Below are 26,143 nucleotides of genomic sequence, written 5' to 3'. Positions count from 1 at the left end.
ACGAGCAAGCCTGTTACTCATCAGGCTTATCTTCAGTATATAAACGCCGATACGTTTTTACATAACCTAATGTAAAGAAGTTTAAAGAAAAGCGCGCCAGAATGTGGCACTTTTTTAGTGCAGAAACGGAGTTTTCAGAAACAGGAAAGGCGGCATCGCTGCCGCCTCAATCTTAACTCGCCTGGGAAGGCGCTTCGTCAGTTCCTGGAAGCGTTTCAGGGAGTTGCGGTGCAAAACCACGCAGACCGACTACGTGAACGTGTTCGGTATTCTGGAAGACTTTACGCACCAGTTTATAGGTGGTGCCTTTTTCCGGGCTGATATTTTCCGGCGCTGCGATGATGAGCTGCATTTGCAAACGCTCACACAATTCAAACAGCGTGGCGATGGAACGGGCATCCAGTCGCGCTGCTTCATCAAGGAACAGCAGACGGCAAGGAGAGATATCTTTACCGCGCAAGCGGCGAGATTCATCTTCCCAACTCTGTACCACCATCACCAGAATCGACATACCGGTACCAATAGCCTCACCGGTCGACAATGCACCAGATTCCGCGCGCAACCAGCCATCGGAACCACGGTTAACCTCAACTTCCATTTCAAGATAGTTACGGTAATCCAGCAGTTCTTCACCGATGGTCTGCGGCGTGCGCTGCCCCATATCAATCTGCGGATTAAGGCGCTGATACAGTTTCGCCAGCGCTTCCGAGAAGGTCAGACGGTTGCTGTTAAACAGATCCTGATGTTGTTCGTGCTGTTCAGAGAGCACATCCAGCAGCATGGCGTGCGTTTCACGCACGTTCACGTTGAGGCGCACGCTGTTCACCTGGCCAAACGATACGCTCTGCAAGCCCTGGTTGAGCATACGGATACGGTTCTGCTCGCGCTGAATGGTTTTGCGAATAATGTTCGCCACGCTGCGGGAACTGATCGCCAGTTTCTGTTCGCGGGAGGTTAACTCTTCAGTCAGACGGCTAAGTTCGATCTCCATCTGCTCGATAGCTTCAACCGGATCATCGGTACGAATAATATCCTGACGAATACGCTCGCGCAGATGCTGATAAACCGCCACGAAGAACTGAATTTTACGTTCCGGACGTTTTGGATCTTCCGACATACGCAGCACGTCGCGCAGATGTTCGTTATCCGCTACCGCGAGACGCAACGCACCCAACGCCTTATCCGACATGGAACGCAAATCATCAGCGGAGAGATAAGCCAGCTCACGACGGTGTAAGCGGCGCTCAACACCGTTATCTTTCACCATGCGCATCACTGCACACCAGCCCGCTTTCGCGGTCACTACCTGCTCGCGCATCTCAAAGTAATCACGCTCCAGCTTGCGCAGTTTGCGGGTCAGGTTGTCCATCTCCGCTTCGCAGAAGGTAAGCGCTTTTTCCAGTTGGTTGCGGCGTGAACGGTTATTGCTCAGTTGCGCGTGCAACTCGTCACGGCGAATACGCGCCCGCTCTTCTGCCCCGCTATCAGCACGCACGCCGATATCCTGCAATTCACGTTGCAGATCGTTGAGTAGCTCTTTTTTGGTGTCGTAAGAACTTTTCAGCGAAGCCAGCACCTGGTTGTACTGACTCAACTGCGCTGCGTGTCCGCGCAACGCTTCACGAGCGCGGGTACGCTCCGCTTCCGCCTGTTCCAGACGTTCACGCAGTTTTTCGTTGAGATCGCTGTTACCGCTAAGCATTTCTGCCGAGTCAGAGTAGCTAAAGTGCGCACGACGCTGCACCACTTCCGTCAGGGCAAACGCCTGCTGACGGGCATCGCGCTGCATCTGCTGAGAGTACGCGTAATCTTCTTTTAACTGTTCGAACTGTTCCGGGTCGCTCTGCAATACCGAAACGATCGGTTCCAGTTTCGCCAGTTGATTGCCAAACTGCTGAACAAAACGCGCGGCTTCCTGGGCTTCATCCAGACGTTCGCGGATTTCATCGACGCGATCTGCCAGGCTGTCATCAGCCAGCAGGTTAAGACGCGGCAGAATGCGGTTCAGGGCCGTAACGCCCTCTTTCGCCTGCTCAAACTGAATACGCTGCTGCTGGTTATCATTTTCATGATTACTCAACGCCCGCTCCAGTTCGACGCGACGGCTGTTCAGTTGACGGATTTCTGCTTCCGGGTCAGACTCAAACGCCACCGCCAGATGACTACCTATAAAGCGGCTGAACGCCTGATGCAGACGCTGGGTTTTCTGTACATCAAAAGAGAGTGTGGCGAAGCGTTCGGAAAGCACTTCACGTTCGGCATGGAGGCTTTCGATGCGGCTTTCGCGAGCAGCACGACCAAACAGCGGCACTTCCGGGAAACGTGAATAACGCCACTGACGATCGGCGATTTTCACCACTACCGCTTTTTCCAGCTCATCAACGCTGAACACGCTGTCATCGAATGACTGCGGATCCCCTTCGATCAGATAGAGATCTTCCGGGCAATCGGTCAAGCCTTCCAGGTGTTCGGTTACCTGTGACAGATCTGACACCACGATGGCGTGGCGTGACGGGCCATACAGTGCTGAGAAGTACGGCGCATCTTCCAGGCTAACGTCGTCATAAATTTCTGACAGCAACACGCCGCCAAAACGCTCCGCCAGCGCATTCAGACGCTGGTCTTCAGAGCCGCCTGGCTGGCTTAAACGTTCGATCTCTTCATCGACGGCGTTTTTGCGTGCGCCAACTTCGTCACGTTCAACAATGGCTTCGCGCTCACGCTCCAGCAACTGTTGCAGATATTCGGTGACGTCCTGGCTTGAGGAGAATTCTTCGCCGCACTGTTCGCTCAACTGGTTGAGACTGTTTTGCGCTGCCAGCCAAACCGGCGCACGCTGCATCAAACTCTGAATGCGAGACTGCAGCTGTTCCTGCTCCTGGCGCAGTGCCATCCGCTCTTCTCGGGCGTTAGAGACGCTATCGGAAAGAGAGGCAATGCGTGCTTCCAGCTCCTGATGCAGAGCTTCCAGTTCATCAATATCAAAATTCTTGCCCTGACGTTTGCAGAAATCTGCCAGCAGACGCTCAGCTTCTTGCTGTTCACGCAGACGCTGTTCCAGTTCGCTTAAGCGCATCCGCAACGGCTGAACCTGCTCTGCCAGGTGACGCTGATCGACCCCTTCGCGCAATAGTTCGCGAGCGACATCCCACGCCTCGTTACGCGCCAGCGGGCCGTTGATTGCCACCACCAGCTGATAAGCCTGCTCAAACTGGCTGTGCGCGGTTTGCGCCATGCTCATTTTCTGCTCAAGAGAGAGCATTTTTTCGGTCGCTTCCAGCTCTTTCGCCTGGAAGGTTTCCAGCCATTCGGCGGCGCTGTCGGCGGTTAAGTCCGGCAGATGGCACAGTTCTTTGGCACGATTAAGCGCAGCAATCGCCTGGTTGTACTGGATCGCGCGCGTTTGCTGGACGTCCAGCGCCTGCTGGTAGTCAGCAAGCTGGCTTTTCAGCTCGTCCACTTCCAGCTCGGCAGCTTCCGCACGAGCCTCGTTCTCTTCCTGGCGTTCGATGGCTTCTGCCACCACTTCGTTTTGCTCTTCCAGACGGATCTGCAGCTCATCGAGATCCGCTTCGTAGCGTTCGATCTTCTCCTGCTGACGTAGTGCGGTTTGCACCAGGTTCAGGTGATCGCTGGCCGCCTGATAATCCGCTTCCAGATCGCCTTCGGCACCATTGTGCTCAGCCAGCTCACGCGCCATATCGACATGCTTGTACTGCTCTGCCGCCAGTTGCTGACGCGAAGTGTGAAGCTCACGACGAAACTCCAGCGCTTTATCCAGGTGAACACGGCGCTCGTTGGCGTGGCGCATGTAGTCCGCCGCCACGTAGTTAGTCGCTTCGCTGATCAGATGCTTGAACAAGTCACGGTCAGACTGGGTAACACGAATCGCTTCCAGCGTCATACGGTTTTCACGCAGCGCCGCTTCCATGTCCTGAAACGCTTTACGCACGCCGCTATTTTCTGGCAACAGGTAGTCGCGCAGAGAACGGGTGATGGCGCTGGAAATCCCGCCGTACAGCGAAGCTTCAATCAGACGATAGAATTTACTACGATCAGACGCTGAGCGCAGACGACGTGCGATGATGCCCAGATCGAACATCAGCGAGTGGTAATCGGTAATAGAGTTGAACTGCTTAAACTGCACGCCTTCCATCGCTTCGAGCTTGTCTTTCAGCTCGTTAAGCGGCAGCACGCGCGCCTGACGTTCATTCAGAGTTTCGGTCACCAGTTGTGTCGGCTGCACCGACATCGGCAAGCCCTGAATGGCAAATGGTTTGATATCAACTTTACGATCGCGCCCGGCAACCTGTTGCAGACGCACACCGACCACTACACGCTGGTGGCGCGAGTTAATGGTGTCGAGCATCGAATAACAGACACCCGCTTTCAGCTTACCGTGCAGACCTTTATCGCGCGAACCGCTGGTGGCCCCGGCTTCCGTAGTGTTACGGAAATGCAGCAGGGTCAGGTCGGGGATAAGCGCCGTAACGAACGCCGCCATGGTGGTGGATTTACCCGCCCCGTTACCGCCAGAAAGCGTCGTGACCAGCTCGTCAAGGTCAAAAGTTCGGGCAAAAAAGCCGTTCCAGTTAATCAGCGTCAGTGAGCGAAATTTACCGCGTTCAATCATTATTCTTCCTCTCCGCTATCTGGCTGATTCTCTTCGGTTTCATCGTTGAGTTGCAGATGATTTTCAATCGGCATTGCTTCGCCATCACGAATCAGGCGACGCTGTGCTTCACGGGGATCGTCGCCAGCACGCACATCGGCTCCGAAGCGGAACACCGATTCGGTAATGCGGAACTTGCTGCTGTCGTGGCCCATAAACCACACCATGCCTAAACGACGCAGACGGTTGAGCGAAGAACGTACTTTCTCCTGCAACTTCTGCCGGTCAACGTCTGAACCGGTTGAACGGTTGTTCACCAGTTTCAGCAGTTTCGCTTCATCGGCCAGGGTGAGCAGTTCATCGTACAGTTCCTGCTGGGTGAAAATCCCCTCATTCGCCAGCCGTTCCGGGCTGAGATAAAGATAACAGAGGATTTTCCCGACCATCATATCCAGTTCCGACAAGACGGAACGAGGGATAATAGTGGTGGAACGTGGGCGTAAATAGAAGAACCCCTCCGGTGCGCGAATAAGCTCAACGTTATAACGCGCGTAAAATTCTTCCAGATATTCCTGAAAATCCATCAGGAATGCATGATTATCCAGTTCGTCAAGGCCAATATGGCGGCCTGAACGTAAGGCGCTATCCAGCGCCGGAAATAACGGATTCGCCAGCGCCTGCGCCAGCTTAACCGGCATCACTTGTTCAATATTTGTCGATGACATGCGCCTGTACCTTGGCTCCGTAATCATTAATCGGCTGCCATTTCGCTGGCAGTCCGGTGAAATCTGCTTGCGCTACGCCAAGACGTACCGCCTGATCAATAACAATGCGCGCAACGTCAAAGTGACGTGCACGCGGATACTGTGACAGATATTCGCGTACCACCAGACCAAGATCCAACGGCACTTGTCTGGTTTTGTACACGGCAAGTTGTTCTTCGATGATCGCCGCCAGCTGTTCGCGGATCTCGTTAAACTCTTCGTACTCCAGATCCTCAGGAAGTTCCCCAGTCACTTCTTCATCGCGCAGTGCCATCTCTTCGTCACGCATATCCAGCAGACGATCGGCATTGGCATAAGTTAGCGCCCACGGTTCATCAAAATAGGTTTGTACCGACTGACGTAACCGCTGAGCAAAGACGCGGTTTTTATCCATATCGATAGCGGTACGAATAAATTTGTGTACGTGGCGGTCGTAGCCAATCCATAAGTCGATGGATTGCTGGCCCCAGCTGATAATACGGTCAAGTTTGCTTTGCAGATCGAACACCAGACGATCGACGAAATGCAGATCATCATGAGTCATCGTCGCATCCTGAATGCGTAACAGATTAGCCTGCAATTTATCACCTGCCGCTTCCAACGTATCCTGCAATTCACGCAGCGTTCCGGAAGTTTCCGAAAGCAACAATTCACAGCTGGAAATCGCCGCCCGCCAGTCTTTGTTCAACAACTGGGCGATATCATCCTTCACCTGCTGCTGCTGTTCATCCATCAGACGTTGAGTCAGGTCGATACTGTCGAAAATTTCTGCTACCGAATATTTCAGTGGCGCATAGACATTACGGTGCCAGTGAAACTCATCACCGCCCTCTTCGGCGGCATCTGCCGCGCGTTTCAGTTCGCCCGCCACAATCGACAACTGCATAGAAAGGCGCAGCGTCGAAAACTCGCGCTGACGGATGTAGTAATCGGTAATACCGATGCCAAGCGGCGTCAGACGGTAAATTGCGTTCCCTTCAGCCTGCTCGCTGGTAAAGCGGTTCAGCAGACGTTGACGAACCATGTCGTTGATCGCGTTGTTGGCGCGTACGCCGATGGTTTCGCTGGTTTGCTCAAACGCATCACTCACATGGCGGAATGCATCCACCAGCTCGCCTTCACTCATCTCACCATCCAGACGCTCGCCGTTCAGCGTGGCAACCGCCAGCAGAAAAGAGAGTCGGTCTACCGGCAGCGAGATGGAGAAGTCATTTTTTCTGGCCCAGGCAACCAGTTCGGGGACTGTCTGGGAAAATTCACTCATACTTTATCCTTGCTCTGCGGTTTGCGCGCGGTGACATGAATATAACGCCCCAGGGTAATATACGGTTCCTGACGGCAATAACGCGTTTCTAATTCAAGTAATGCTTCATAGCAGTCGCGCTGCTGGTGCTTCTCGCGCAGGTAATCATGAAACACGCGAACGCCGGTCTTACCCATAATTTGCCAACCAGCTTCTTCCAGCCACAGATAAACCTGCGCCGGGTCGCGTGGATAATCTGGCGAAAGCGTCCGTTTTTTCTTTTTCGGCATTCCCGCCTGCACGTAATCAAAATTCCCTGCAACCATGTTATGCATCAGCAAGCCGTGCGCATTGTAGAACATTAACGACAACACACCGCCTGGACGCAACACTGACCACAGGGTCTGCAATACGCTGCGGGGATCGGCCACCCACTCGAGCACCGCATGGAACAATATCAGATCAACGGGCGTTTCCAAATGCGAAGCAACATCCTGAGCGGCGCAATGTATAAATTGCATGTTGTCGCTCACACCTTTTGCTTCTGCCGCCTGTTTTGCGCGGTCGATCATCTGCGCTGAAAGATCGCATAAAATGACCTGATGCCCACGCTCGGCCATTTTGATTGCGGTCTGCCCTTCTCCACCGCCAGCATCCAGCACACGCAGTTTTTGCGAGCCCATTTCCGCCAGCACGCGATCGAGATCCTGCCACAGAATAGCCTGTCGAAGCTGCCCTTTGGTGGTGCCGTAAATGTTACGGGAAAACTTTTCCGCAATATCATCAAAATTGCGATCCTGCATTGCTTTCTCCACCGGTTGGCTAAGACGTTTTCTGATAAAGACGCTATTTTGTCACAGCCACGGCGAGAATGAACCCGTCTGGTGTAATATCGCTGGCGATCCCTTGCTATATGGTCAAAAAAGGAACCAGAAAGGATGCTTTTTACACTGAAAAAAGTGATTGGCGGTATGCTGCTGCCACTTCCGCTGATGTTGTTGATTATTGGCGCTGGCCTGGCGCTGCTGTGGTTTAGCCGTTTTCAAAAAACCGGGAAGATTTTTATTAGCCTTGGGTGGCTGGCGCTCTTGTTATTGAGTTTGCAACCGATAGCCGACCGCCTGCTGCGTCCCATCGAAAGCACCTATCCGACATGGAATAATTCGCAAAAAGTGGACTATATCGTGGTGCTCGGAGGTGGTTATACCTGGAACCCGCAGTGGGCACCGAGCTCGAATTTAATCAATAACAGTCTGCCACGTCTGAATGAGGGTATTCGCTTATGGCGCGAAAATCCGGGATCAAAACTGATCTTCACGGGAGGCGTAGCAAAAACCAATACGGTGAGTACAGCCGAAGTAGGTGCAAGAGTTGCGCAATCGCTGGGTGTCCCTCGCGAGCAAATTATCACCCTGGATTTGCCAAAAGATACCGAAGAAGAAGCTGCGGCAGTGAAACAGGCGATTGGTGACGCCCCTTTCCTGCTGGTAACCTCCGCATCACATCTGCCGCGGGCGATGATCTTTTTTCAGCAGGAAGGGTTAAATCCGCTGCCAGCCCCGGCGAACCAGTTGGCCATCGACTCGCCGCTTAATCCGTGGGAACGAGCAATCCCTTCTCCAGTCTGGTTAATGCATAGCGATCGTGTTGGCTATGAAACGCTTGGCCGCATCTGGCAGTGGCTGAAAGGTTCGTCAGGCGAGCCACGGCAAGAGTGATTTTGATGCCAGATCGAAGTTGCGCCGACTAAATCGTCCGGTGTTGACCAGTTGCGCAACTTCATCCCATAACACATACAACCAACGCCGCCAGATGAACGACTCCGCCACTGGCGCGCGTTGCAGATAACTCCAGAGCAAATCTTCCGCCAGAGAATTATCCATTAGTCGGAACAGTTCGTATTCTCGCGGTGCCCAAAGCATTAGTCCCGGTCCGACCATCGCCAGTAACTGATCGCTGCGCGAATCTTTCAGCATGCTGCGTAAACAGAAGTTACCGTGAATCAGCACACAATTGTCGTTAAAGCCTTCAAATAATGCCGGGAGACATTCACGGGTGCGAAACAGGATCCGCTTATCCTGCATCGTTAGACCGGTGTTATTGAACTGATTGAGCGTAGTCCATAGCACTTCAACATGTTGCCGGTACCATGAGGGCCAGAAATTTTCCTGAGTATTGTCGACCGCGCCGACGCAACCACGACTGTCCTGACGGTGCCAGGCCAGTAAGGCTTCAACGATTTGGTCTTTGAGTTGTTCCCAGCGTTCTGGTGTTCGGGCTGGTGCCTCCACCGAAACACCACGCATTCGCTCCAGTAGCAGGACATCGGGGCCGGGGTGTTCTTCATGCGTCATCACACCATAAATAGTCGGCATACGGACAGTCCCACTTCTTGCCAGCATGGTGGTTTTCCATGCCAGTTGTCGGGCTTTTCCGGGCGCACTAAAGCTTCTTGCCATTAACGGCATTGGGTTTCCCTGGCTGTCATACAAAGCCCACAACGCCGTATCCGCTTTTTCATTGACGCACTCAATACGACTGAGTTTTTCGCCCAGTAAATGGCTTAATTCGGCACGCAGCTGTTCCATTCAGATTACCCTCATAAAAGCTACTGCTTTCATAATGAGCGCCAATATAAAAGATGTCACCTGAATGAGATCAATTGTTGAAAAGAAAAATTGAGGAAAATCGTAACGGTACGACACTCCTCCCAAAATTGGCTGGAGTGTCGTGAAGTGAAATTAGCGCATTTCAGCGCGAACGCGCTCGAGATCTTCAGGGGTATCCACTCCTGTACCAGGAACTTCCTGAGCAACAGCAACGTGGATTTTTTCGCCGTACCACAGAACACGAAGCTGCTCTAACATTTCGATATGTTCTAACGGACTTGGCTGCCAGGTAACATAACGACGGATAAAGCCTGCTCGGTAGCCATAAATACCAAGATGACGCAGGAAGTTATCGCCTACGGTTTCAAGGTCTTTTGCAAAACGATCACGATCCCACGGAATGGTGGCGCGAGAGAAGTACAGTGCGTACCCTTCGGCGTCGAGAACCACTTTCACCGCATTCGGGTTAAACGCTTCTTCCGCATTGTGGATTGGCACCGCCAGAGTCGCCATACCCACCTGACGCTGAGCGAGGTTATCAGCAACCTGACGAATGATTGTCGCAGGGATCATCGGTTCATCACCCTGCACATTAACGATCACCGTGTCGTCGCTGAATGCGCATTTTTCGACAACTTCCGCCAAACGTTCTGTACCTGACTGATGATCGGCGCGCGTCATACATACTTCGCCGCCAGCGGCTTCAACAGCGCGGGCAACATCCTCATGATCGGTTGCCACGATGATGCGCTCGGCACCTGATTCGCGCGCGCGTTCAAGAACATGAACAATCATGGGTTTGCCGTTAATATCAACCAATGGTTTACCGGGCAGACGCGTGGACGCGTAGCGCGCGGGAATAATGACCACAAAACTCATGATTTACTCTCATCAGCAGTCAGCACACGGGCTTCCGTTTCCAGCAACACTGGAATGCCATCGCGCAGCGGGAAAGCCAGGTTGTCCAGTTTGCAAATAAGCTCTTGTTTTTCCTGGTTATACCAAAGTTTTCCGTTGCAAACCGGGCAGGCAATGATTTCAAGCAGACGATGATCCATAGTTCCTCCAGATGGATCGGGTTATGAATGCATAAATCTTATCATAATCATTTATGCGACGGGGTCTATTTCCCAGCCGGCGCGGCAATCAGTAAAGAGGCCTTGCGGGCAGCGTCCTAATGTCACCCGCGTTGCCTGCTGCCAGTTAGCGAAATCAGTAATCGCCTGACGTAACCCTTTTTGCAGCGTTGTCGTTGGTTTAATGCCTTCCTGTAACCACAGAGAGATAACTTCAAGGATGCCTGTCTGGCGATGCATTTTGGCATCCATTCGCCCAACTAATTGCCCACGATGTAATAACGGCAGAACAAAATAGCCATACTGGCGTTTCGGCGCTGGGGTATAGCACTCCAGCCGGTAGCTAAAATCAAAAAGCTGCTCCGCGCGTTTGCGATCCCAGACAACAGGATCAAAAGGCGAAAGTACCGCGCTGTGCGTTGCAGTGAGCTTTCCGGCGAGCGCGCGTTCGAGTAGCGGCAGCAAATCAGCATGCAACCAAAGATTGCCCAATTTTTCAACATGCACAGCAATGATTTGCTGCTGTTCAGCCCTCGCTTCGCGCCAAGCCGCCAGTGCCGGACGTTTCAGCCGATAGTAATCTGCCAGCCACTGTTCGCGGAATATGCCCAGGCTACGCGCACTGTTATCCAGCATGATGATTTCTGCTTCTGTTTGCGAAACGAGATCGCGCTCATCATCCCAGTCAGGCATGACACGGTGGGTTAAATCATAAACGCGCTGGAAGTTGCGCCGTTCAATCACCATCACCTTTCCAGCAGTAAATAAACCTTCCAGATGCCGTTTATGCGGCTTCCATTCCCACCAGCCGCTTGCACCTTTACGAGAATGCTCGAAATCGGCTGAACGTACCGGCCCCTTATCATGAATATGTTGAATTAACTGTGCAATTTCTGCCGCATGTTCCTGCATCCAGGCGTCTTTGTATTTCCAGCCCATTTTTTCAGGTGCCAGCATGCGGTGGCGAATAAGACGAAAATCGCTACGTGGCATAAAGCAGGCTTCATGCGCCCAGTATTCCATTAATTCGCCACGCGCCAGAGACTCATCCAACCACTGCGCAGGATAATTTCCCAGACGACTGAAAAGCACCAGATATGGGCTACGGGCAACAATATTGATGGTATCAATTTGCAGCAAGGACATGCGGGAAATCGTTGCCAGAATATCTTCCAACGACGCTCGACGGCGGGGTTTGTTTAACAGGCCTTGCGCAGCAAGGTGAAGATTACGCGCATCAGCAAGGGAGAGGTGCGGCAGCGACATTCATGACTCCATCAATCGAACGCTGCCGCGGCGTAACTAGTTGCCAGAAGCCAGCGAGGTTAGTTGCGCAAGCAGTTTCGCTGGTTCATCGCCTGAAAGCTGTGCGTCAACAGGCAAATACCACCAATTTTCATCTGCAAAGGCCCGGCATTTCACCGCATCTTTTTCAGTCATTACTAGCGTTTGCCCGTCGCTTACCAACGCGCTGACATCCGTATAATTCAAAGACTGATGATCGGCCAGTGGTACACATTTTTCCGGTTGTACGCCGCACATCTTCAGCGTGGCAAAAAAGCGCGGCGGATGCCCAATCCCCGCCATCGCCACCACATGTTCAAGTTGAGCAACGTCACAACGCGTACCGGTACGTAAATTCACCGCCTGCCCCGGCAGCAGATGCATGGGGATTTCACCGCTGCGGGGGACACCGCCGTTGACGATTACCGCATCAACCGACTTTAAGCGCCCCGCTCGCTCACGCATTGGCCCCGCCGGCAACCACCAGCCATTGCCAAAGCGACGCACGCCATCAATAACGACGATTTCCACATCACGCGCCAGACGATAATGCTGTAAACCGTCGTCGGTTACGATGATCTGCACATCAGGGTGTTGCGCCAGAATGGCTTTTACCGCATCAGAACGCACGGGAGAAACCGCAACAGGCGCGCCAGTGCGTTGATAAATCAACACTGGTTCATCACCCGCCTGTGCTGTGGTGGTATCTACCGACAATAACAGCGGATAAGATTCAGCCTTACCGCCATATCCCCGGGACACGACTCCCACGCGAATACCGCGCTGTTGCAACTGTTCCACCAGCCAGACAACGACCGGAGTTTTTCCGTTGCCGCCAGCGGTGAGATTACCAACCACGACAACCGGTACGGGGGCACGCCAGGCGCGCTTCAATTTTAGTTTATAGCAAAGACGGATCGCGCCACTTATCAGGCCATACAACCAGGAGAGTGGCAGCAATAGCCGCCACAAAGGGGATTCACCAGACCAGATTTTTTCGATCATTGGCCAAACTGCATTTTGTGAAGTTGCGCGTAAACGCCACGGTGCTCAAGCAAATCGTTATGCGTACCGCGTTCCACAATGACACCATCCTCGACGACCACGATTTCGTCTGCTTTTTCAATAGTAGACAAACGGTGGGCAATCACCAGAGAGGTACGGTTTTTCTGCAACTCATCCAGTGCCGCCTGAATCGCACGTTCAGATTCGGTATCCAGCGCCGAGGTAGCTTCGTCCAGAATCAGAATCGGGCTATCACGCAACAAGGCTCGAGCGATGGCAATACGCTGACGCTGACCGCCAGAGAGCAGCACGCCGTTTTCACCAATCACTGTATCGAGACCGTTATCCATCTTATTGATGAAGTCCATGGCGTAGGCCATACGCGCCGCTTCTTCAATTTGCTCACGGCTGTACTGTTCTGTCCGTGCGTAAGCAATGTTGTTGGCAACCGTATCGTTAAACAGATGGACATTCTGCGACACCAGAGCAACCTGGTTACGTAAAGACGCCAGGGTATACTCGCGCAGATCGTGACCATCCATCAGGATTTCGCCTTCATCAATATCGTAAAAACGTGTGATTAGGCTGGCGATGGTTGATTTACCTGAACCAGAGCGTCCAACCAGAGCGACCGTTTTTCCTGCCGGAATTTTCAGGTTGATGTTACGCAATGCGGGTACATCACGTCCCGGATAAGTAAAGGTGACATTGCGGAATTCTACGTCACCAGTCGCACGTTCGAGCACACGCTTACCTTCGTCTTTCTCCTGCTCACTGTCCAGAATGGTAAACAGCGTCTGACAAGCCGCCATACCGCGCTGGAACTGGGCGTTAACGTTGGTCAGCGATTTCAGCGGACGCATCAGTGCAATCATTGAAGAGAAAACAACGGTAATCGTACCGGCAGTCAGGTTATCCATAACACTTGGGAAGCTCGCCGCATACAGAACAAACGCCAGCGCCAAAGAGGCGATCAGCTGAATGATCGGATCAGAGATGGAAGAGGCTGAAACCATTTTCATCCCCTGAAGACGCATTCGGTTACTGACTTTATCGAAGCGTTTCGTTTCCACTTCCTGACCACCGAAAATCAATACTTCTTTGTGGCCCTTCAGCATTTGTTCTGCGCTGGTGGTCACCTGACCCATGGTGTTCTGCATGTTTTTACTGATGTTGCGAAAACGCTTCGATACGACACGAATCGCAATCGAAACAATCGGTGCCAGCACAATTAAAATGATCGACAGTTGCCAGCTGTAATAGAACATCATGATGAACAGGCCGATGATCGACGCACCTTCACGCACAACAGTAATCAGTGCGCCGGAAGAAGAAGAAGCAACCTGTTCGGAATCGTAGGTGATACGTGACAACAGCGTACCCGTTGACTGTTTGTCAAAGAATGAAACTGGCATTCCCATCATGTGACCAAACAGGCGGCGACGCATGGTCATTACCACCTTTCCTGATACCCAGGAGATACAGTAGCTGGAGACATAGCTGGTGATACCACGTAAAATCATTAGCCCGATCACCACCAGCGGCATCCACACCAGCACGGAGCGATCTGTTTTACCAAAGCCATCATCAAGAAGTGGCTTAAGGAGCGATAACATGAAGGTATCGCTGGCTGCGTTGAGGATTAACGCTACGCCCGCCACGATCAGACCCGCTTTAAAAGGCGCAATGGTTGGCCACAGTCGGCGGAACGTCTGCCACGTAGAGAGATCTTTGTCGTTATGCATTCAAAAAACCAGCATTTGTTGAAATAGCCGCATATTCTACCCGTTATCCACTGGCACGCCAAACCACTGATGATACCAACGAGGTAAAATTTGCTCTCTGAGGCTGCTAATCCGCCAGCCTTGCGCTGAAAAATTGACCGTTATTTGACCCTGATGTGGAGTATCAAGCCACTTATAACCCTGTTGTTGATAGCGATGTTTAACTTTGCTTGAGGGCAGTCGCCATGCGTTATAGCGCGATGCCGATGCGAGTGCCACTTTTCCATTCACTCGCTGAATTAATGGCAACGATGATGAGGTATTACTGCCATGGTGAGGTACCTGAAGTAATGTTGCCTGCATTTGCTACCAGTAACGGCTTAGCATCTTTTGTTCAGCGGGGGCTTCAATATCACCGGTTAGGAGAATGCTATTCGTCCCGTCATCAACCTTAACCACACAGGAATGGTTATTTCCTTTATCGTTGCTACCTTGTAAAGGCCAGTGCACGCTGAAACGCAATCCTTGCCATTGCCACGCTTCGCCACGCACACAGGGCTGATGATGTTCCCAGCTTAAAGGGCTTCTGACCCATAACGTCGGCCAGGCTCGTAATATCGAGTCCAGCCCTCCCCGATGATCCAGATGTTCATGACTAAGAATGACGCCTTCTGGTTCAAGATTATGCCAGCGTAGCCAGGGGATAATCAGTTGTTGCCCACTATCCCCCTCCGGCCAGGCCAGTCCGGTGTCATAGAGAATCGCTTTACCGTTTCTGGCTATCACCATTGCCAGCCCTTGCCCGACATCAAGCATGTACACCTGCCACGCGTCAGGCCGAGGTTTTTGCCACAGCGGCCAGCACATCAGCAAGCCTCCAGCCACACACATTGCCGGCAACGCTCGCCAGGCGTTTAATCGCCATACCACCAGTAAGAACCATGGGGAAAATGTTAGCCATTGCCAACGTTCAGCAATGTTGATCCACCCTTCCGGCAAACTCTTTAACCCCCAGAAAAGTAAAGCCAAAGACCGGTCGGCAAGAAACCATAACCCTTGTTCCAGAATAAACGGCCCGCTTAAATGCACAACCATCGCGGCGAGAATCAACGGAACCGTGATAAATGTCACCAGGGGAATTGCAAAAAGATTTGCAATAAACGAGGTCAGACTAATGCCATGAAATATGACAATTTGCACGGGCATAAGCAGGAGGGTGATTCCCAGTTGCAGATGGATGAGGGAAACAACCGCGCGCAATGCTGGCGGCAGCTGCCACTCCGGACAGGGAAACCACTGATACCAAAAAATCAGCGCCGCTACCGCAGCGGCAGAGAGCCATAAACTTTGCGAAAGAATGGCAACAGGATCCATCAGCAAAATTGCCGCCAGACAACATATCCATACATCCCAGCCACTCCATTGTCGTCCACTTAACTTAAGCATTCCCCAAATGGCAAGCGCCACCACGGTACGCAATGCAGGAGGCTGCATTCCCGTTAGCCAGGCGTAAAAAGCAGCACAGCAGATTCCACCAATTAATGGCATTTGCCAGTGGATCCAGCACCCAGGCAGAAAAACTTGCCCACCGCGAATGAGTCCTGCAGCCAGCAACGCCGCAAAAGCGATGTGCAATCCTGATATCGCCATTAAATGCGCCGTTCCAGTATCACGCATGATATTTTTGATTTCTTTGGGGACGGATAACCGTTCCCCCATACCTAATCCAAGAATAACCGCGTTCCACATATAGGGTTGCAGCGTTGTTTGTAGTGACGCCAGATACTGTGCACGCAGGCTACAATTCGGTTCAATGACACTTGCCTGCAGAAAACGGCCGGTGAGCGGTTGATGCTGGGCAATGGCATAACGCTGGCTATCAAAGCCGCCATCATTAAGTTGGCCATGAACTGCACGAACTTTGAGTTTCATTGACCATACTTGTCCGGCACAAACCGCTTGCGGAAGATATTCGCCATACAGTACGAGGCCTGGCGCAGGGAATATACGTCGACCTTGTAGATGAGTAATTTGACCGTAATGAGTGGTCATGCCGTCAGTAGCAGTGATCTCAACTATTGCATCCTGCGTCGCGCCAGTTAAGGTTTCTCCTGCCCACAAAATTTGCTTTGCCGCTAATATGCCCCAAAGAAAAAACAGCAGCGTCAGCGCGATATAACGGACGGCTTTAACAGGAATAAATGCCAGTACGCAGGCGAAGACTGTCAGAAACGCAAGGGTTAATGTCCCAGGCAATTGGGGCAAAATCAACAACGGAAAAATTCCGCAAATTATGCTTACGCCGACTGTCGTTATTTTCATGCACCTCTCCCTGTTTATGGAAAGTGTGCAACTTATTTGAACGGCTGTCTGGTGGTAGTTTTATGTTCCCCGAGGTGCGTTCAGAAGAATTTAACGAGAAAGTGAAAACTGCTCAAAACTCTGCGAGGCAGCTTCCAGTTTCAGATTAGAGAAATGAAAAAAGCACCCGACAGGTGCTTTTCTCGCGTTCAAGTTTGGGTAAAAACTTAACCGTAAATATTGGCGCGATCGCGCAGTTCTTTACCTGGTTTAAAGTGAGGAACGTATTTTCCTTCCAGTTCTACTTTATCGCCAGTCTTCGGATTACGTCCGGTACGTGGTGCGCGGTAGTGCAAAGAGAAACTGCCGAAACCGCGGATTTCAATACGCTCGCCCTGCGCAAGAGTCGAGGCCATATGCTCCAGCATCTCTTTTACTGCATCTTCAACCGTCTTGGCGGGAATGTGCGATTGCTGGGTGGCAAGTCTTTCTATCAATTCTGACTTGGTCATGATTCCTCCGGTTCCTTAAAGGCAAATTAAGCGGCTGCTGTTGCTGCATTGATTAAGGGCGGCCGTAGCCGCCCTTAGTGCTTGATTACAGGACGAAACCTGCAATCTGTCAAGTAAACTCAACAAACTTCGGAATAAAAATCCCGAAGAGTCAGAGAATTACTCGCCTTTAGCTGCTTTGAAAGCTTCAGCCATTGCGTTGTTGGAGAAGTTTGCATCTTCCTGTTTGTTAACAGTTGCGATTGCATCTTTCTCGTCAGCTTCGTCTTTCGCACGAACAGACAGGCTGATTGCGCGGTTTTTACGATCAACGCCGGTGAATTTAGCTTCAACTTCGTCGCCAACGCTCAGAACCAGGGTAGCGTCTTCAACGCGGTCACGGGATGCTTCAGAAGCACGCAGGTAACCTTCAACGCCGTCAGCCAGTTCTACGGTTGCGCCTTTAGCGTCAACTGCAGTTACTTTACCGGTTACGATAGCGCCTTTCTTGTTCAGAGCAACCCAGTTGTTGAACGGATCTTCTGCGAGCTGTTTAACGCCCAGGGAGATACGTTCACGTTCTGCGTCAACCTGCAGAACAACTGCAGCGATTTCGTCGCCTTTTTTGTATTCACGAACTGCTTCTTCGCCTGCAACGTTCCAGGAGATGTCAGACAGGTGAACCAGGCCGTCGATGCCGCCGTCCAGGCCGATGAAGATACCGAAGTCAGTGATAGACTTGATTTTACCTTCAACACGGTCACCCTTGTTGTGGGTTTCCGCGAACTGCTGCCACGGGTTAGCTTTGCACTGTTTCAGACCCAGGGAGATACGACGACGTTCTTCGTCGATATCCAGAACCATAACTTCCACTACATCGCCAACGTTAACAACTTTGGACGGGTGGATGTTTTTGTTGGTCCAATCCATTTCGGAAACGTGTACCAGGCCTTCAACGCCTTCTTCGATTTCAACGAAGCAGCCGTAGTCGGTCAGGTTGGTCACGCGACCAGTCAGTTTGGTACCTTCCGGATAACGTTTAGCGATAGCTACCCACGGATCTTCGCCCAGCTGTTTCAGGCCCAGGGATACACGGGTACGTTCGCGGTCGAACTTCAGCACTTTAACAGTGATTTCGTCGCCCACGTTGACGATTTCGCTTGGATGCTTAACGCGTTTCCAGGCCATATCAGTGATGTGCAGCAGGCCGTCAACGCCGCCCAGATCAACGAATGCACCGTAGTCAGTGAGGTTCTTAACGATACCTTTAACTTCCATGCCTTCCTGCAGGTTTTCCAGCAGCTGATCGCGCTCTGCGCTGTTTTCGGATTCGATAACGGCACGACGAGAAACAACAACGTTGTTGCGCTTCTGATCCAGCTTGATTACTTTGAATTCAAGCTCTTTGCCTTCCAGGTGCAGAGTGTCACGCACCGGACGAACGTCTACCAGAGAACCTGGCAGGAACGCACGAATACCGTTCAGCTCAACAGTGAAGCCGCCCTTAACTTTGCCGTTGATAACACCGGTAACAGTTTCAGCATCTTCGTAAGCTTTTTCCAGCGTGATCCAGGCTTCGTGACGTTTAGCTTTCTCACGGGACAGCAGAGTTTCACCGAAGCCGTCTTCTACTGCGTCCAGAGCAACGTCAACTTCGTCACCTACCTGGATTTCCAGCTCGCCCTGGGCGTTTTTGAACTGCTCAGCCGGGATGGCGGACTCAGATTTCAGACCAGCGTCAACCAGTACTACGTCTTTGTCGATAGCAACAACAACGCCACGAACGATAGAACCCGGGCGGGTTTCGATTTCTTTTAAGGACTCTTCAAAGAGTTGAGCAAAAGATTCAGTCATGTTTAATCTTCAGGTTTATATTTAACGTCCACCTGGCTCCATGCCGGATGGGGTTGTTTAACATACCCGCTGTCATTCCATTGCAACGGGGGTACTGCAAATTCGGTCGCTTATGCGAGAGCCAATTTCTGGCGCGCGTATTGTAGCGCTTTTTCAATCACTTGCTCAATGCTTAAGGTGGTGGAATCCAACACTAAAGCATCGGCTGCCGGAACCAGTGGCGCTACCGCTCGGTTACGATCGCGGTCGTCGCGTTCTTTGATCTCGGCCAAAAGGCGCTCAAAGTTAACACTAAAGCCCTTCTCCTGCAACTGTAGCATGCGGCGATGCGCACGTTCTTCCGAGGAGGCGTCAAGGAAAATTTTCACTGGCGCATCAGGGAATACCACCGTTCCCATATCGCGGCCATCGGCAATCAAGCCTGGTAATTCGCGAAACGCGCGTTGGCGACGCAATAATGCTTCACGAACGCGTGGGAATGCCGCGACTTGTGAAGCAGCATTCGCCACTTCCTGAGTACGAATTTCGCCGCTGACATCTTCCCCTTCGAGGATCACTTCCAGATTGCCATTGGTCGACACAAAACGGACATCCAGATGGGATGCCAGCGGCACGAGCGCATCTTCCGATGCAACATCAACATGGTGATGTAATGCCGCCAGTGCCAGTACGCGATAAATTGCACCCGAGTCCAGCAGATGCCATTGCAACGCTTCCGCCATAGCCTTACACAAGGTGCCTTTCCCTGCACCGCTTGGGCCATCAATGGTAATAACCGGGGCAATTGCCGTCATCTTTATCTCCTTAAAACAGGCGTACCGTTAACATAACCGCGCGCATTATACGCGCCGACGCCACAAATCGTTAACGTTGTGTGCAAAAACCAGTTTTGTCTGTATTCAGATGGGGATTTATTGCGCAATTATAGCGGGCTGGCAGAAGACCAGCCCGAAAGATGACAATGATTTACTTACCAGAGGCGATACGATCACGGATGTGTTGCGCACGCTCTGTTGATGGTGGGTGAGAGTCAAACATGGACTGGGTACGGCCGCCATCCAGGCTGGCCAATTTTTCAAAGCTGCCAACCAGCCCCTGGGTGCTGATGCCACGTTTCTTCAACAGATCAAAGGAGAAATCATCTGCTTCGGACTCTTTATCGCGGGAGTATTTAGCATTGATCGCGCCTTCTGCGATATCACCTAATTGTGAGCGAGAAAGCTGGGAAGCCACACCGCTGGTAGCGGAAATCGCATCACGTGCGGCAACGATCGCATAAGAAGCTTTCATTTCAGCCAGCGAGTGACCCAACGCGACGTGGCCCAGTTCATGACCCAGAACGCCTTCAATTTCGTTGTCGTTCATCATGTCCATCAGGCCACTGTAGACACGAACACAGCCGTTCGCCATCGCCCATGCGTTGACGTCGCTGGTCATATAAACCTTATAGTTGACCGGCGTGCCATTAATATTGTTACCCAATGCTTTGGCGATTTTTGCCAGACGTTTACCGTACTTGCTGGATTTACTTGCGACTTGATTGCCGCTGTCCATTTCGGCACAGCCCTGATTGGCAATCGCTTTTGCATCAGCATCGCTTAACGTTGCTGCTTTATAGGCATTTAAACCTGAGCTGATAGCCATATTGGTATCAATACCGTGGGTATTCTGACACCCTGTCAGTAAAGCTGCAGAGGCCGCAATCGCCAGCAGTAATTTAGTATTCTTCATGTGAATCATCCGTTGATTAATCATATATAAATATTATGTATCAATAACTTACATCGACAAACGACGCTACCATTAATCAAAATGACTCACAAGGTCCGAAAAAAAACGCCGGCAATGTGCCGACGTTTTGATAAAGAAAGATTTGGCTATTTATTGCACGTTGTTCATTCAGGCTGCCTGGCTAATCCGCGCCAGCTGCTCGAAATAATCCGGAAATGTTTTGGCCGTGCATTTGGGATCAAGAATCGTCACTGGTGTATCTGACAACGCCACCAGCGAGAAACACATCGCCATCCGGTGATCATTGTATGTTGCGATCTCGGCAAAGTTCAGTTTTTCCGGTGGAGTGATACGAATGTAATCGTGCCCCTCTTCTACTTCCGCACCAACTTTACGCAGTTCTGTTGCCATCGCAAACAGGCGATCGGTCTCTTTAACACGCCAGTTATAGATATTGCGCAGCGTGGTGGTGCCTTTTGCAAATAACGCCGACGTGGCAATGGTCATCGCCGCATCAGGAATATGGTTCATATCCATATCAATAGCGTTCAGTTCACCCCGCGTGCAGGAAATATAATCATCGCCCCAGCAAATGGTCGCGCCCATTTTTTCCAGCACATCAGCAAAGCGAATATCACCCTGCATACTGTTGCGTCCAATGCCGGTCACTTTTACAGTGCCGCCTTTGATTGCTGCTGCTGCCAGGAAGTAAGAAGCCGAAGATGCATCGCCTTCGACCAAATAAGTACCCGGAGACTGATAAGACTGCCCGCCTTTTACGACAAATTGTTGATAGTGCTGATTTTCAATTTCAACACCAAACGTCTTCATCAGATTGAGTGTGATGTCAATGTAAGGTTTAGAAACCAGATCACCTTTAATACGAATCACCGTATCTTCCGGCGCAAGAGGCGCAGTCATTAACAGTGCGGTGAGAAACTGACTGGAAACGGAGCCATCAACGTCAACGTTGCCGCCAGTAAAGCCGCCCTGTAAACGCAATGGTGGATAATTTTCTTGTTCCAGGTAAGTGATCTTCGCCCCGCCCAGGCGCAGCGCATCCACCAGATGACCAATGGGGCGTTCTTTCATACGCGGTTCACCGGTCAGCACAATATCATTGCTACCCAGACAAAGAGCTGCCGCCAGCGGACGCATTGCCGTTCCGGCGTTACCGAGGAACAACTCCAGGGCACTTTTTGCGTGTAATGGACCGCCGTTACCGATGATTTCGCAACGCGTACGATCGGCTGAAAGCGTATAGCTTACCCCTAACGCTGTTAATGCTTTCAGCATATGGCGCACGTCATCGCTATCCAGCAGATTGGTTAATACTGTTTTGCCGTGTGCTAATGCCGCCAGCAATAAAGCGCGGTTAGAAACGCTCTTGGAACCGGGCAGATTAATGGTGCCATCGACACGAGCGATGGGTTGTAACGTCAGGGATTCCATGAACTCAACTCTCTACAACAGAAATAAAAACCCCACAGGCTGGCTGTGGGGATTAAGCAAAATTTCGGCATTAGCCGTGACGGCGTTCGAACTCAATCATGAAGTCTGTCAGCGCTTTAACGCCTTCCAGAGGCATTGCGTTATAAATTGACGCACGCATACCGCCGACCACACGATGCCCTTTCAGGGCATGCAGCCCCGCAGCAAAAGACTCTTCAAGGAACAATTTGTCAAGCGCACTGTCCGCCAACTGGAACGGCACGTTCATCCGCGAACGGTTAGCTTTCGCCACGTCATTGCGGTAGAAATCGCTGTTATCAATCACCCCATACAGCAGTTCTGCTTTTTGCTGATTGATTTTATCCATTGCAGCTACACCGCCGTTCGCTTTCAGCCATTTAAAGACCAGACCAGACAGATACCAGGCAAATGTCGGCGGCGTGTTAAACATTGAGTCGTTATCGTTAAGGATGGAATAATCCAGAATCGACGGACAAGCGATATTCGCTTTACCCAGTAAGTCTTCACGAACGATGACGATTGTCAGGCCCGCCGGGCCGATATTTTTCTGTGCGCCAGCATAAATCACACCGTAACGACTGACGTCAATTGGACGGGAAAGAATCGTTGAAGAGAAGTCGGCTGCAACCACCACTTCTTTACCAAAGTCTGGCGTTTCGTCGATGGCGATACCATCGATGGTCTCATTTGGGCAGTAATGCATATAAGCGGCATTATCAGAGAGCTGCCATTCACGCATTGGCTTAACCGCACGAAGACCATCAACAGTCACTTTGGCGTCAAAGACATTTGGCTTGCAGTATTTTTTCGCTTCTTTAATGGCACTTGCCGCCCAGTAACCGGCATCAACATAATCTGCAGTGGTTTTATCACCAAGAATATTCAGCGGAACAGCAGCAAACTGACCGCGACCACCGCCGTGGCAGAACAATACTTTATAGTTGGAGGGGATATTAAGAAGATCGCGAAAATCCTTCTCGGCTTCCTCTGCAACCTGAATGAACTCTTTACCACGGTGGCTCACTTCCATCACCGACGTACCAAGACCGTTCCAGTCGCGCAGTTCCTGTTGAGCCTGTTTAAGCACCTCTGCCGGTAGCATTGCCGGACCAGAACTAAAATTGAAGATTTGAGCCATTTCCCCTCACCACGTTGCGTTGCCATTAACCCACGGACAATCGATTGCGACCGCGGGTAATACATTATTCCTGTGGCTATCGGTTTTATCATTCAGTGGCGCGCATCGCAATGGGTAAAACAGTCGAGGGCAAAAATGCGGCACGCGTCACACAATAGAATCTCTCGGATTATTGTCCAAAAACCGATTTTTTTGCTGTCAGGTCACCCGTTTAGCCCGACTTGCCTTCGTCCATTCTGGATTTGCACAGCGCGGACATAATTGTTTTTCCCCTGCGTTCATATGAATGATCTCACTGCAACGGATGCAAGCATAGTCCGCCGACTCAGGCACCACTTTGTAACGCTGAGTACAGTCACTGGGTAAAATAAGTAATCCCGGTTTCACCTTGTCATCTTCAAAGAAATAGACACTGATTTGCCCGTTGGTTTCGAGAATCGCCAGACGTACCTGCCCCAACTGCTCCACTCCACGCAGTCGCAGCTCCATAAAGAACTCAAATTCCGTCATGTTGGAGTTATTAAGTTTCGACCAGGCCAGCTCACCATCCTCAATAATGACAACCGGCTTGCCTTCCAGAAGATCCTCCAGTTTTTCACTGTGCGCCATCAACCACATTACCAGACGGTATAACAACGCCAGAGTAATAAAGACGATAAGCACCGGAACCATCGGCACATCATCATAAAACGCCACATCCCCCGCCGCTGACCCCAGCGTCAGAATGATTAACACTTCAAACAGCGACATCTGCCGCACACCGCGTCTGCCGGTCATTTTGAGGAATAAAAAGACCAGTACAAAGGTATAAAGACTACGTAGTGCAACTTCGCCAAGGAAATCAAAAGGCACTTTATCAAATGCCATACGGTGGAGATCGAATGCCTTCATTTTTATGCTCTTATCGTGGTTTATCCGCTAAAAGCATAGTCAACAGTTCATCTGCCTGGCGGCGGTGATAGCGCCTTTGAGATAAAACCCGTATTATTGCGCGCTTTCCGTACGACTAAAGTGATTTTCATGACGCAAACATTTATCCCCGGCAAAGATGCCGCTCTGGAAGATTCCATCGCTCGCTTCCAACAAAAACTTTCAGACCTCGGTTTTCAGATTGAAGAGGCCTCCTGGCTGAATCCCGTGCCTAACGTCTGGTCTGTGCATATTCGCGACAAAGAGTGCGCACTGTGTTTTACCAACGGTAAAGGCGCAACCAAAAAAGCGGCGCTGGCTTCTGCACTCGGTGAATATTTCGAGCGTCTGTCTACCAACTACTTTTTTGCTGACTTCTGGCTGGGCGAAACCATCGCCAACGGTCCATTCGTGCATTATCCCAACGAAAAATGGTTCCCACTGACCGAAAACGACGATGTACCAGAAGGGCTGCTCGATGACCGTCTGCGCGCATTTTACGATCCGGAGAATGAACTGACCGGCAGCATGCTGATTGACCTACAATCTGGTAACGAAGATCGTGGTATTTGCGGTCTGCCGTTTACGCGCCAGTCCGACAATCAGATCGTTTATATTCCGATGAATATCATTGGTAACCTGTACGTTTCTAACGGTATGTCCGCTGGCAATACCCGCAACGAAGCGCGCGTTCAGGGATTATCTGAAGTTTTCGAACGCTACGTGAAAAACCGCATTATTGCTGAAAGCATCAGCCTGCCAGAGATCCCGACAGACGTGCTGGCGCGTTATCCAGCGGTGGTTGAAGCGATCGAAACACTGGAAGCGGAAGGTTTCCCGATCTTCGCTTATGATGCCTCGCTTGGCGGTCAATATCCGGTGATCTGCGTGGTACTGTTCAATCCAGCTAACGGTACCTGCTTTGCATCCTTCGGTGCACATCCTGATTTTGGCGTTGCACTGGAACGTACCGTGACCGAGTTGCTGCAAGGCCGCGGTCTGAAAGATTTGGATGTGTTTACTCCGCCAACCTTCGATGATGAAGAAGTCGCTGAACATACTAACCTCGAAACGCACTTTATCGATTCCAGCGGTTTAATCTCCTGGGACCTATTCAAGCAGGATGCTGATTATCCGTTTGTGGACTGGAGCTTCTCAGGCACCACGGAAGAAGAGTTTGCTACGCTGATGGCTATCTTCAACAAAGAAGATAAAGAAGTTTATATTGCCGATTACGAGCATCTGGGCGTTTATGCTTGCCGCATTATCGTGCCTGGCATGTCCGATATTTATCCGGCAGAAGATCTGTGGCTGGCGAATAACAGCATGGGCAGCCATTTACGTGAAACGATTCTTTCACTCCCAGGCAGCGAGTGGGAAAAAGAAGATTACCTGAACCTCATCGAGCAACTGGATGAAGAAGGTTTTGATGACTTTACCCGCGTGCGTGAGCTATTGGGTCTGGCAACCGGGCCGGATAACGGCTGGTACACTCTGCGTATCGGTGAATTAAAGGCTATGTTGGCGCTGGCTGGTGGCGATCTGGAACAGGCTCTGGTCTGGACTGAATGGACGATGGAATTTAACTCATCAGTGTTCAGTCCGGAACGCGCCAACTATTATCGCTGTCTGCAAACGTTGTTATTACTGGCACAGGAAGAAGACCGCCAACCACTGCAATATCTGAATGCCTTCGTTCGTATGTATGGCGCAGATGCCGTAGAAGCCGCCAGTGCGGCAATGAGCGGTGAATCGGCGTTTTATGGCTTGCAACCCGTAGATAGCGATCTGCACGCGTTTGCTGCACATCAGTCGTTGTTGAAGGCCTACGAAAAGCTGCAGCGCGCCAAAGCAGCATTCTGGGCAAAATAAAATCAAATAGCCTACGCAATGTAGGCTTAATGATTCGTCTGAGTTATATTACGGGGC

Annotated in this window: 19 protein-coding genes and 1 pseudogene; 2 read left to right on the top strand and 18 right to left on the bottom strand. The window is 51.3% G+C overall.

The window, feature by feature from the left end; translation table 11 throughout:
* Positions 1 to 172: 172 nt before the first annotated feature.
* From mukB to cmoM, 4 genes are read right to left on the bottom strand one after another with little or no spacing between them, the layout of a single operon-like run.
* Positions 173 to 4,633 carry a chromosome partition protein MukB gene (mukB, locus tag BGE37_RS06000; RefSeq protein ID WP_105278089.1) on the bottom strand — a complete coding sequence of 1,487 codons (4,461 nt, stop codon included), beginning with the start codon at positions 4,631 to 4,633 and terminating at the stop codon, positions 173 to 175.
* Positions 4,633 to 5,337, bottom strand: coding sequence for a chromosome partition protein MukE (gene mukE, locus BGE37_RS05995; RefSeq protein ID WP_010360875.1), 705 nt, complete (start codon positions 5,335 to 5,337; stop codon positions 4,633 to 4,635). Before mukE ends, mukB begins: the two co-directional genes overlap by 1 nt.
* Positions 5,318 to 6,640: a chromosome partition protein MukF gene (mukF, locus tag BGE37_RS05990; RefSeq protein ID WP_001288850.1), complete on the bottom strand. Its 1,323-nt coding sequence runs from the start codon at positions 6,638 to 6,640 to the stop codon at positions 5,318 to 5,320. Before mukF ends, mukE begins: the two co-directional genes overlap by 20 nt.
* Positions 6,637 to 7,422 carry a tRNA uridine 5-oxyacetic acid(34) methyltransferase CmoM gene (gene cmoM / locus BGE37_RS05985; RefSeq protein ID WP_001360537.1) on the bottom strand — a complete coding sequence of 262 codons (786 nt, stop codon included), beginning with the start codon at positions 7,420 to 7,422 and terminating at the stop codon, positions 6,637 to 6,639. The genes mukF and cmoM overlap by 4 nt, the downstream gene beginning before the upstream one ends.
* Before the next feature lie 135 nt (positions 7,423 to 7,557).
* Here cmoM and elyC point away from each other — a divergent pair, with 135 nt between their 5' ends.
* Complete coding sequence (elyC, locus tag BGE37_RS05980; protein WP_032183863.1) at positions 7,558 to 8,337, top strand: envelope biogenesis factor ElyC; 780 nt, start codon at positions 7,558 to 7,560, stop codon at positions 8,335 to 8,337.
* On the opposite strand, the gene BGE37_RS05975 is transcribed toward elyC, so the two are convergent.
* The 14 genes and pseudogenes from BGE37_RS05975 to BGE37_RS05910 all read right to left on the bottom strand — a co-directional run bounded on the left by BGE37_RS05975 (position 8,314) and on the right by BGE37_RS05910 (position 24,196).
* A complete protein-coding gene (locus BGE37_RS05975) occupies positions 8,314 to 9,207 on the bottom strand; it encodes a YcbJ family phosphotransferase (protein WP_000436900.1) in 894 nt (297 codons plus the stop codon). The two genes, elyC and BGE37_RS05975, sit on opposite strands and share 24 nt — an antisense overlap.
* Positions 9,208 to 9,360: 153 nt before the next feature.
* The gene (gene kdsB / locus BGE37_RS05970) at positions 9,361 to 10,107 is read right to left on the bottom strand and encodes a 3-deoxy-manno-octulosonate cytidylyltransferase (RefSeq protein WP_000011610.1); all 747 of its coding nucleotides are present in this window, start codon (positions 10,105 to 10,107) and stop codon (positions 9,361 to 9,363) included.
* Positions 10,104 to 10,286: a protein YcaR gene (gene ycaR, locus BGE37_RS05965; protein WP_000350058.1), complete on the bottom strand. Its 183-nt coding sequence runs from the start codon at positions 10,284 to 10,286 to the stop codon at positions 10,104 to 10,106. Before ycaR ends, kdsB begins: the two co-directional genes overlap by 4 nt.
* 51 nt (positions 10,287 to 10,337) lie before the next feature.
* A complete protein-coding gene (ycaQ, locus tag BGE37_RS05960; RefSeq protein WP_000056506.1) occupies positions 10,338 to 11,570 on the bottom strand; it encodes a crosslink repair DNA glycosylase YcaQ in 1,233 nt (410 codons plus the stop codon).
* A 36-nt stretch (positions 11,571 to 11,606) separates the two neighbouring features.
* Positions 11,607 to 12,593, bottom strand: a complete 987-nt coding sequence (gene lpxK / locus BGE37_RS05955) for a tetraacyldisaccharide 4'-kinase (RefSeq protein WP_032183862.1) — start codon at positions 12,591 to 12,593, stop codon at positions 11,607 to 11,609.
* Positions 12,590 to 14,338, bottom strand: a complete 1,749-nt coding sequence (gene msbA, locus BGE37_RS05950; protein WP_032183861.1) for a lipid A ABC transporter ATP-binding protein/permease MsbA — start codon at positions 14,336 to 14,338, stop codon at positions 12,590 to 12,592. The genes lpxK and msbA overlap by 4 nt, the downstream gene beginning before the upstream one ends.
* Before the next feature lie 36 nt (positions 14,339 to 14,374).
* A pseudogene (locus BGE37_RS05945) lies at positions 14,375 to 16,639 on the bottom strand (ComEC family protein).
* Between the two features lie 206 nt (positions 16,640 to 16,845).
* Positions 16,846 to 17,130 (bottom strand): integration host factor subunit beta, encoded by a 285-nt coding sequence (ihfB, locus tag BGE37_RS05940; RefSeq protein ID WP_000167336.1) that lies wholly within the window; start codon positions 17,128 to 17,130, stop codon positions 16,846 to 16,848.
* 159 nt (positions 17,131 to 17,289) lie between these two features.
* Positions 17,290 to 18,963, bottom strand: a complete 1,674-nt coding sequence (rpsA, locus tag BGE37_RS05935) for a 30S ribosomal protein S1 (RefSeq protein WP_000140327.1) — start codon at positions 18,961 to 18,963, stop codon at positions 17,290 to 17,292.
* A 110-nt stretch (positions 18,964 to 19,073) separates the two neighbouring features.
* Positions 19,074 to 19,757 carry a (d)CMP kinase gene (gene cmk, locus BGE37_RS05930; RefSeq protein WP_000125016.1) on the bottom strand — a complete coding sequence of 228 codons (684 nt, stop codon included), beginning with the start codon at positions 19,755 to 19,757 and terminating at the stop codon, positions 19,074 to 19,076.
* A gap of 172 nt (positions 19,758 to 19,929) precedes the next feature.
* Positions 19,930 to 20,694, bottom strand: a complete 765-nt coding sequence (gene ycaL, locus BGE37_RS05925; protein WP_001353317.1) for a metallopeptidase YcaL — start codon at positions 20,692 to 20,694, stop codon at positions 19,930 to 19,932.
* Between the two features lie 168 nt (positions 20,695 to 20,862).
* Positions 20,863 to 22,146, bottom strand: a complete 1,284-nt coding sequence (gene aroA, locus BGE37_RS05920) for a 3-phosphoshikimate 1-carboxyvinyltransferase (protein ID WP_105287859.1) — start codon at positions 22,144 to 22,146, stop codon at positions 20,863 to 20,865.
* A gap of 70 nt (positions 22,147 to 22,216) precedes the next feature.
* Entirely contained in the window at positions 22,217 to 23,305 is a 1,089-nt protein-coding gene (gene serC / locus BGE37_RS05915; protein ID WP_000057129.1) for a 3-phosphoserine/phosphohydroxythreonine transaminase, read from the bottom strand.
* Positions 23,306 to 23,503: 198 nt separating this feature from the next.
* Positions 23,504 to 24,196, bottom strand: coding sequence for a DUF421 domain-containing protein (locus tag BGE37_RS05910; protein WP_000642852.1), 693 nt, complete (start codon positions 24,194 to 24,196; stop codon positions 23,504 to 23,506).
* Positions 24,197 to 24,325: 129 nt separating this feature from the next.
* Between BGE37_RS05910 and ycaO the strand changes: the two genes are divergently transcribed.
* Entirely contained in the window at positions 24,326 to 26,086 is a 1,761-nt protein-coding gene (ycaO, locus tag BGE37_RS05905) for a 30S ribosomal protein S12 methylthiotransferase accessory factor YcaO (protein WP_105287858.1), read from the top strand.
* Positions 26,087 to 26,143: the final 57 nt, after the last annotated feature.

This window comes from Escherichia sp. MOD1-EC6300, assembly GCF_002965045.1.
Taxonomy (GTDB): Bacteria; Pseudomonadota; Gammaproteobacteria; order Enterobacterales; family Enterobacteriaceae; genus Escherichia; species Escherichia coli_F.
Note: the sequence above shows the minus strand (reverse complement) of the source record. Positions and strands in the feature narration are given on the sequence as shown.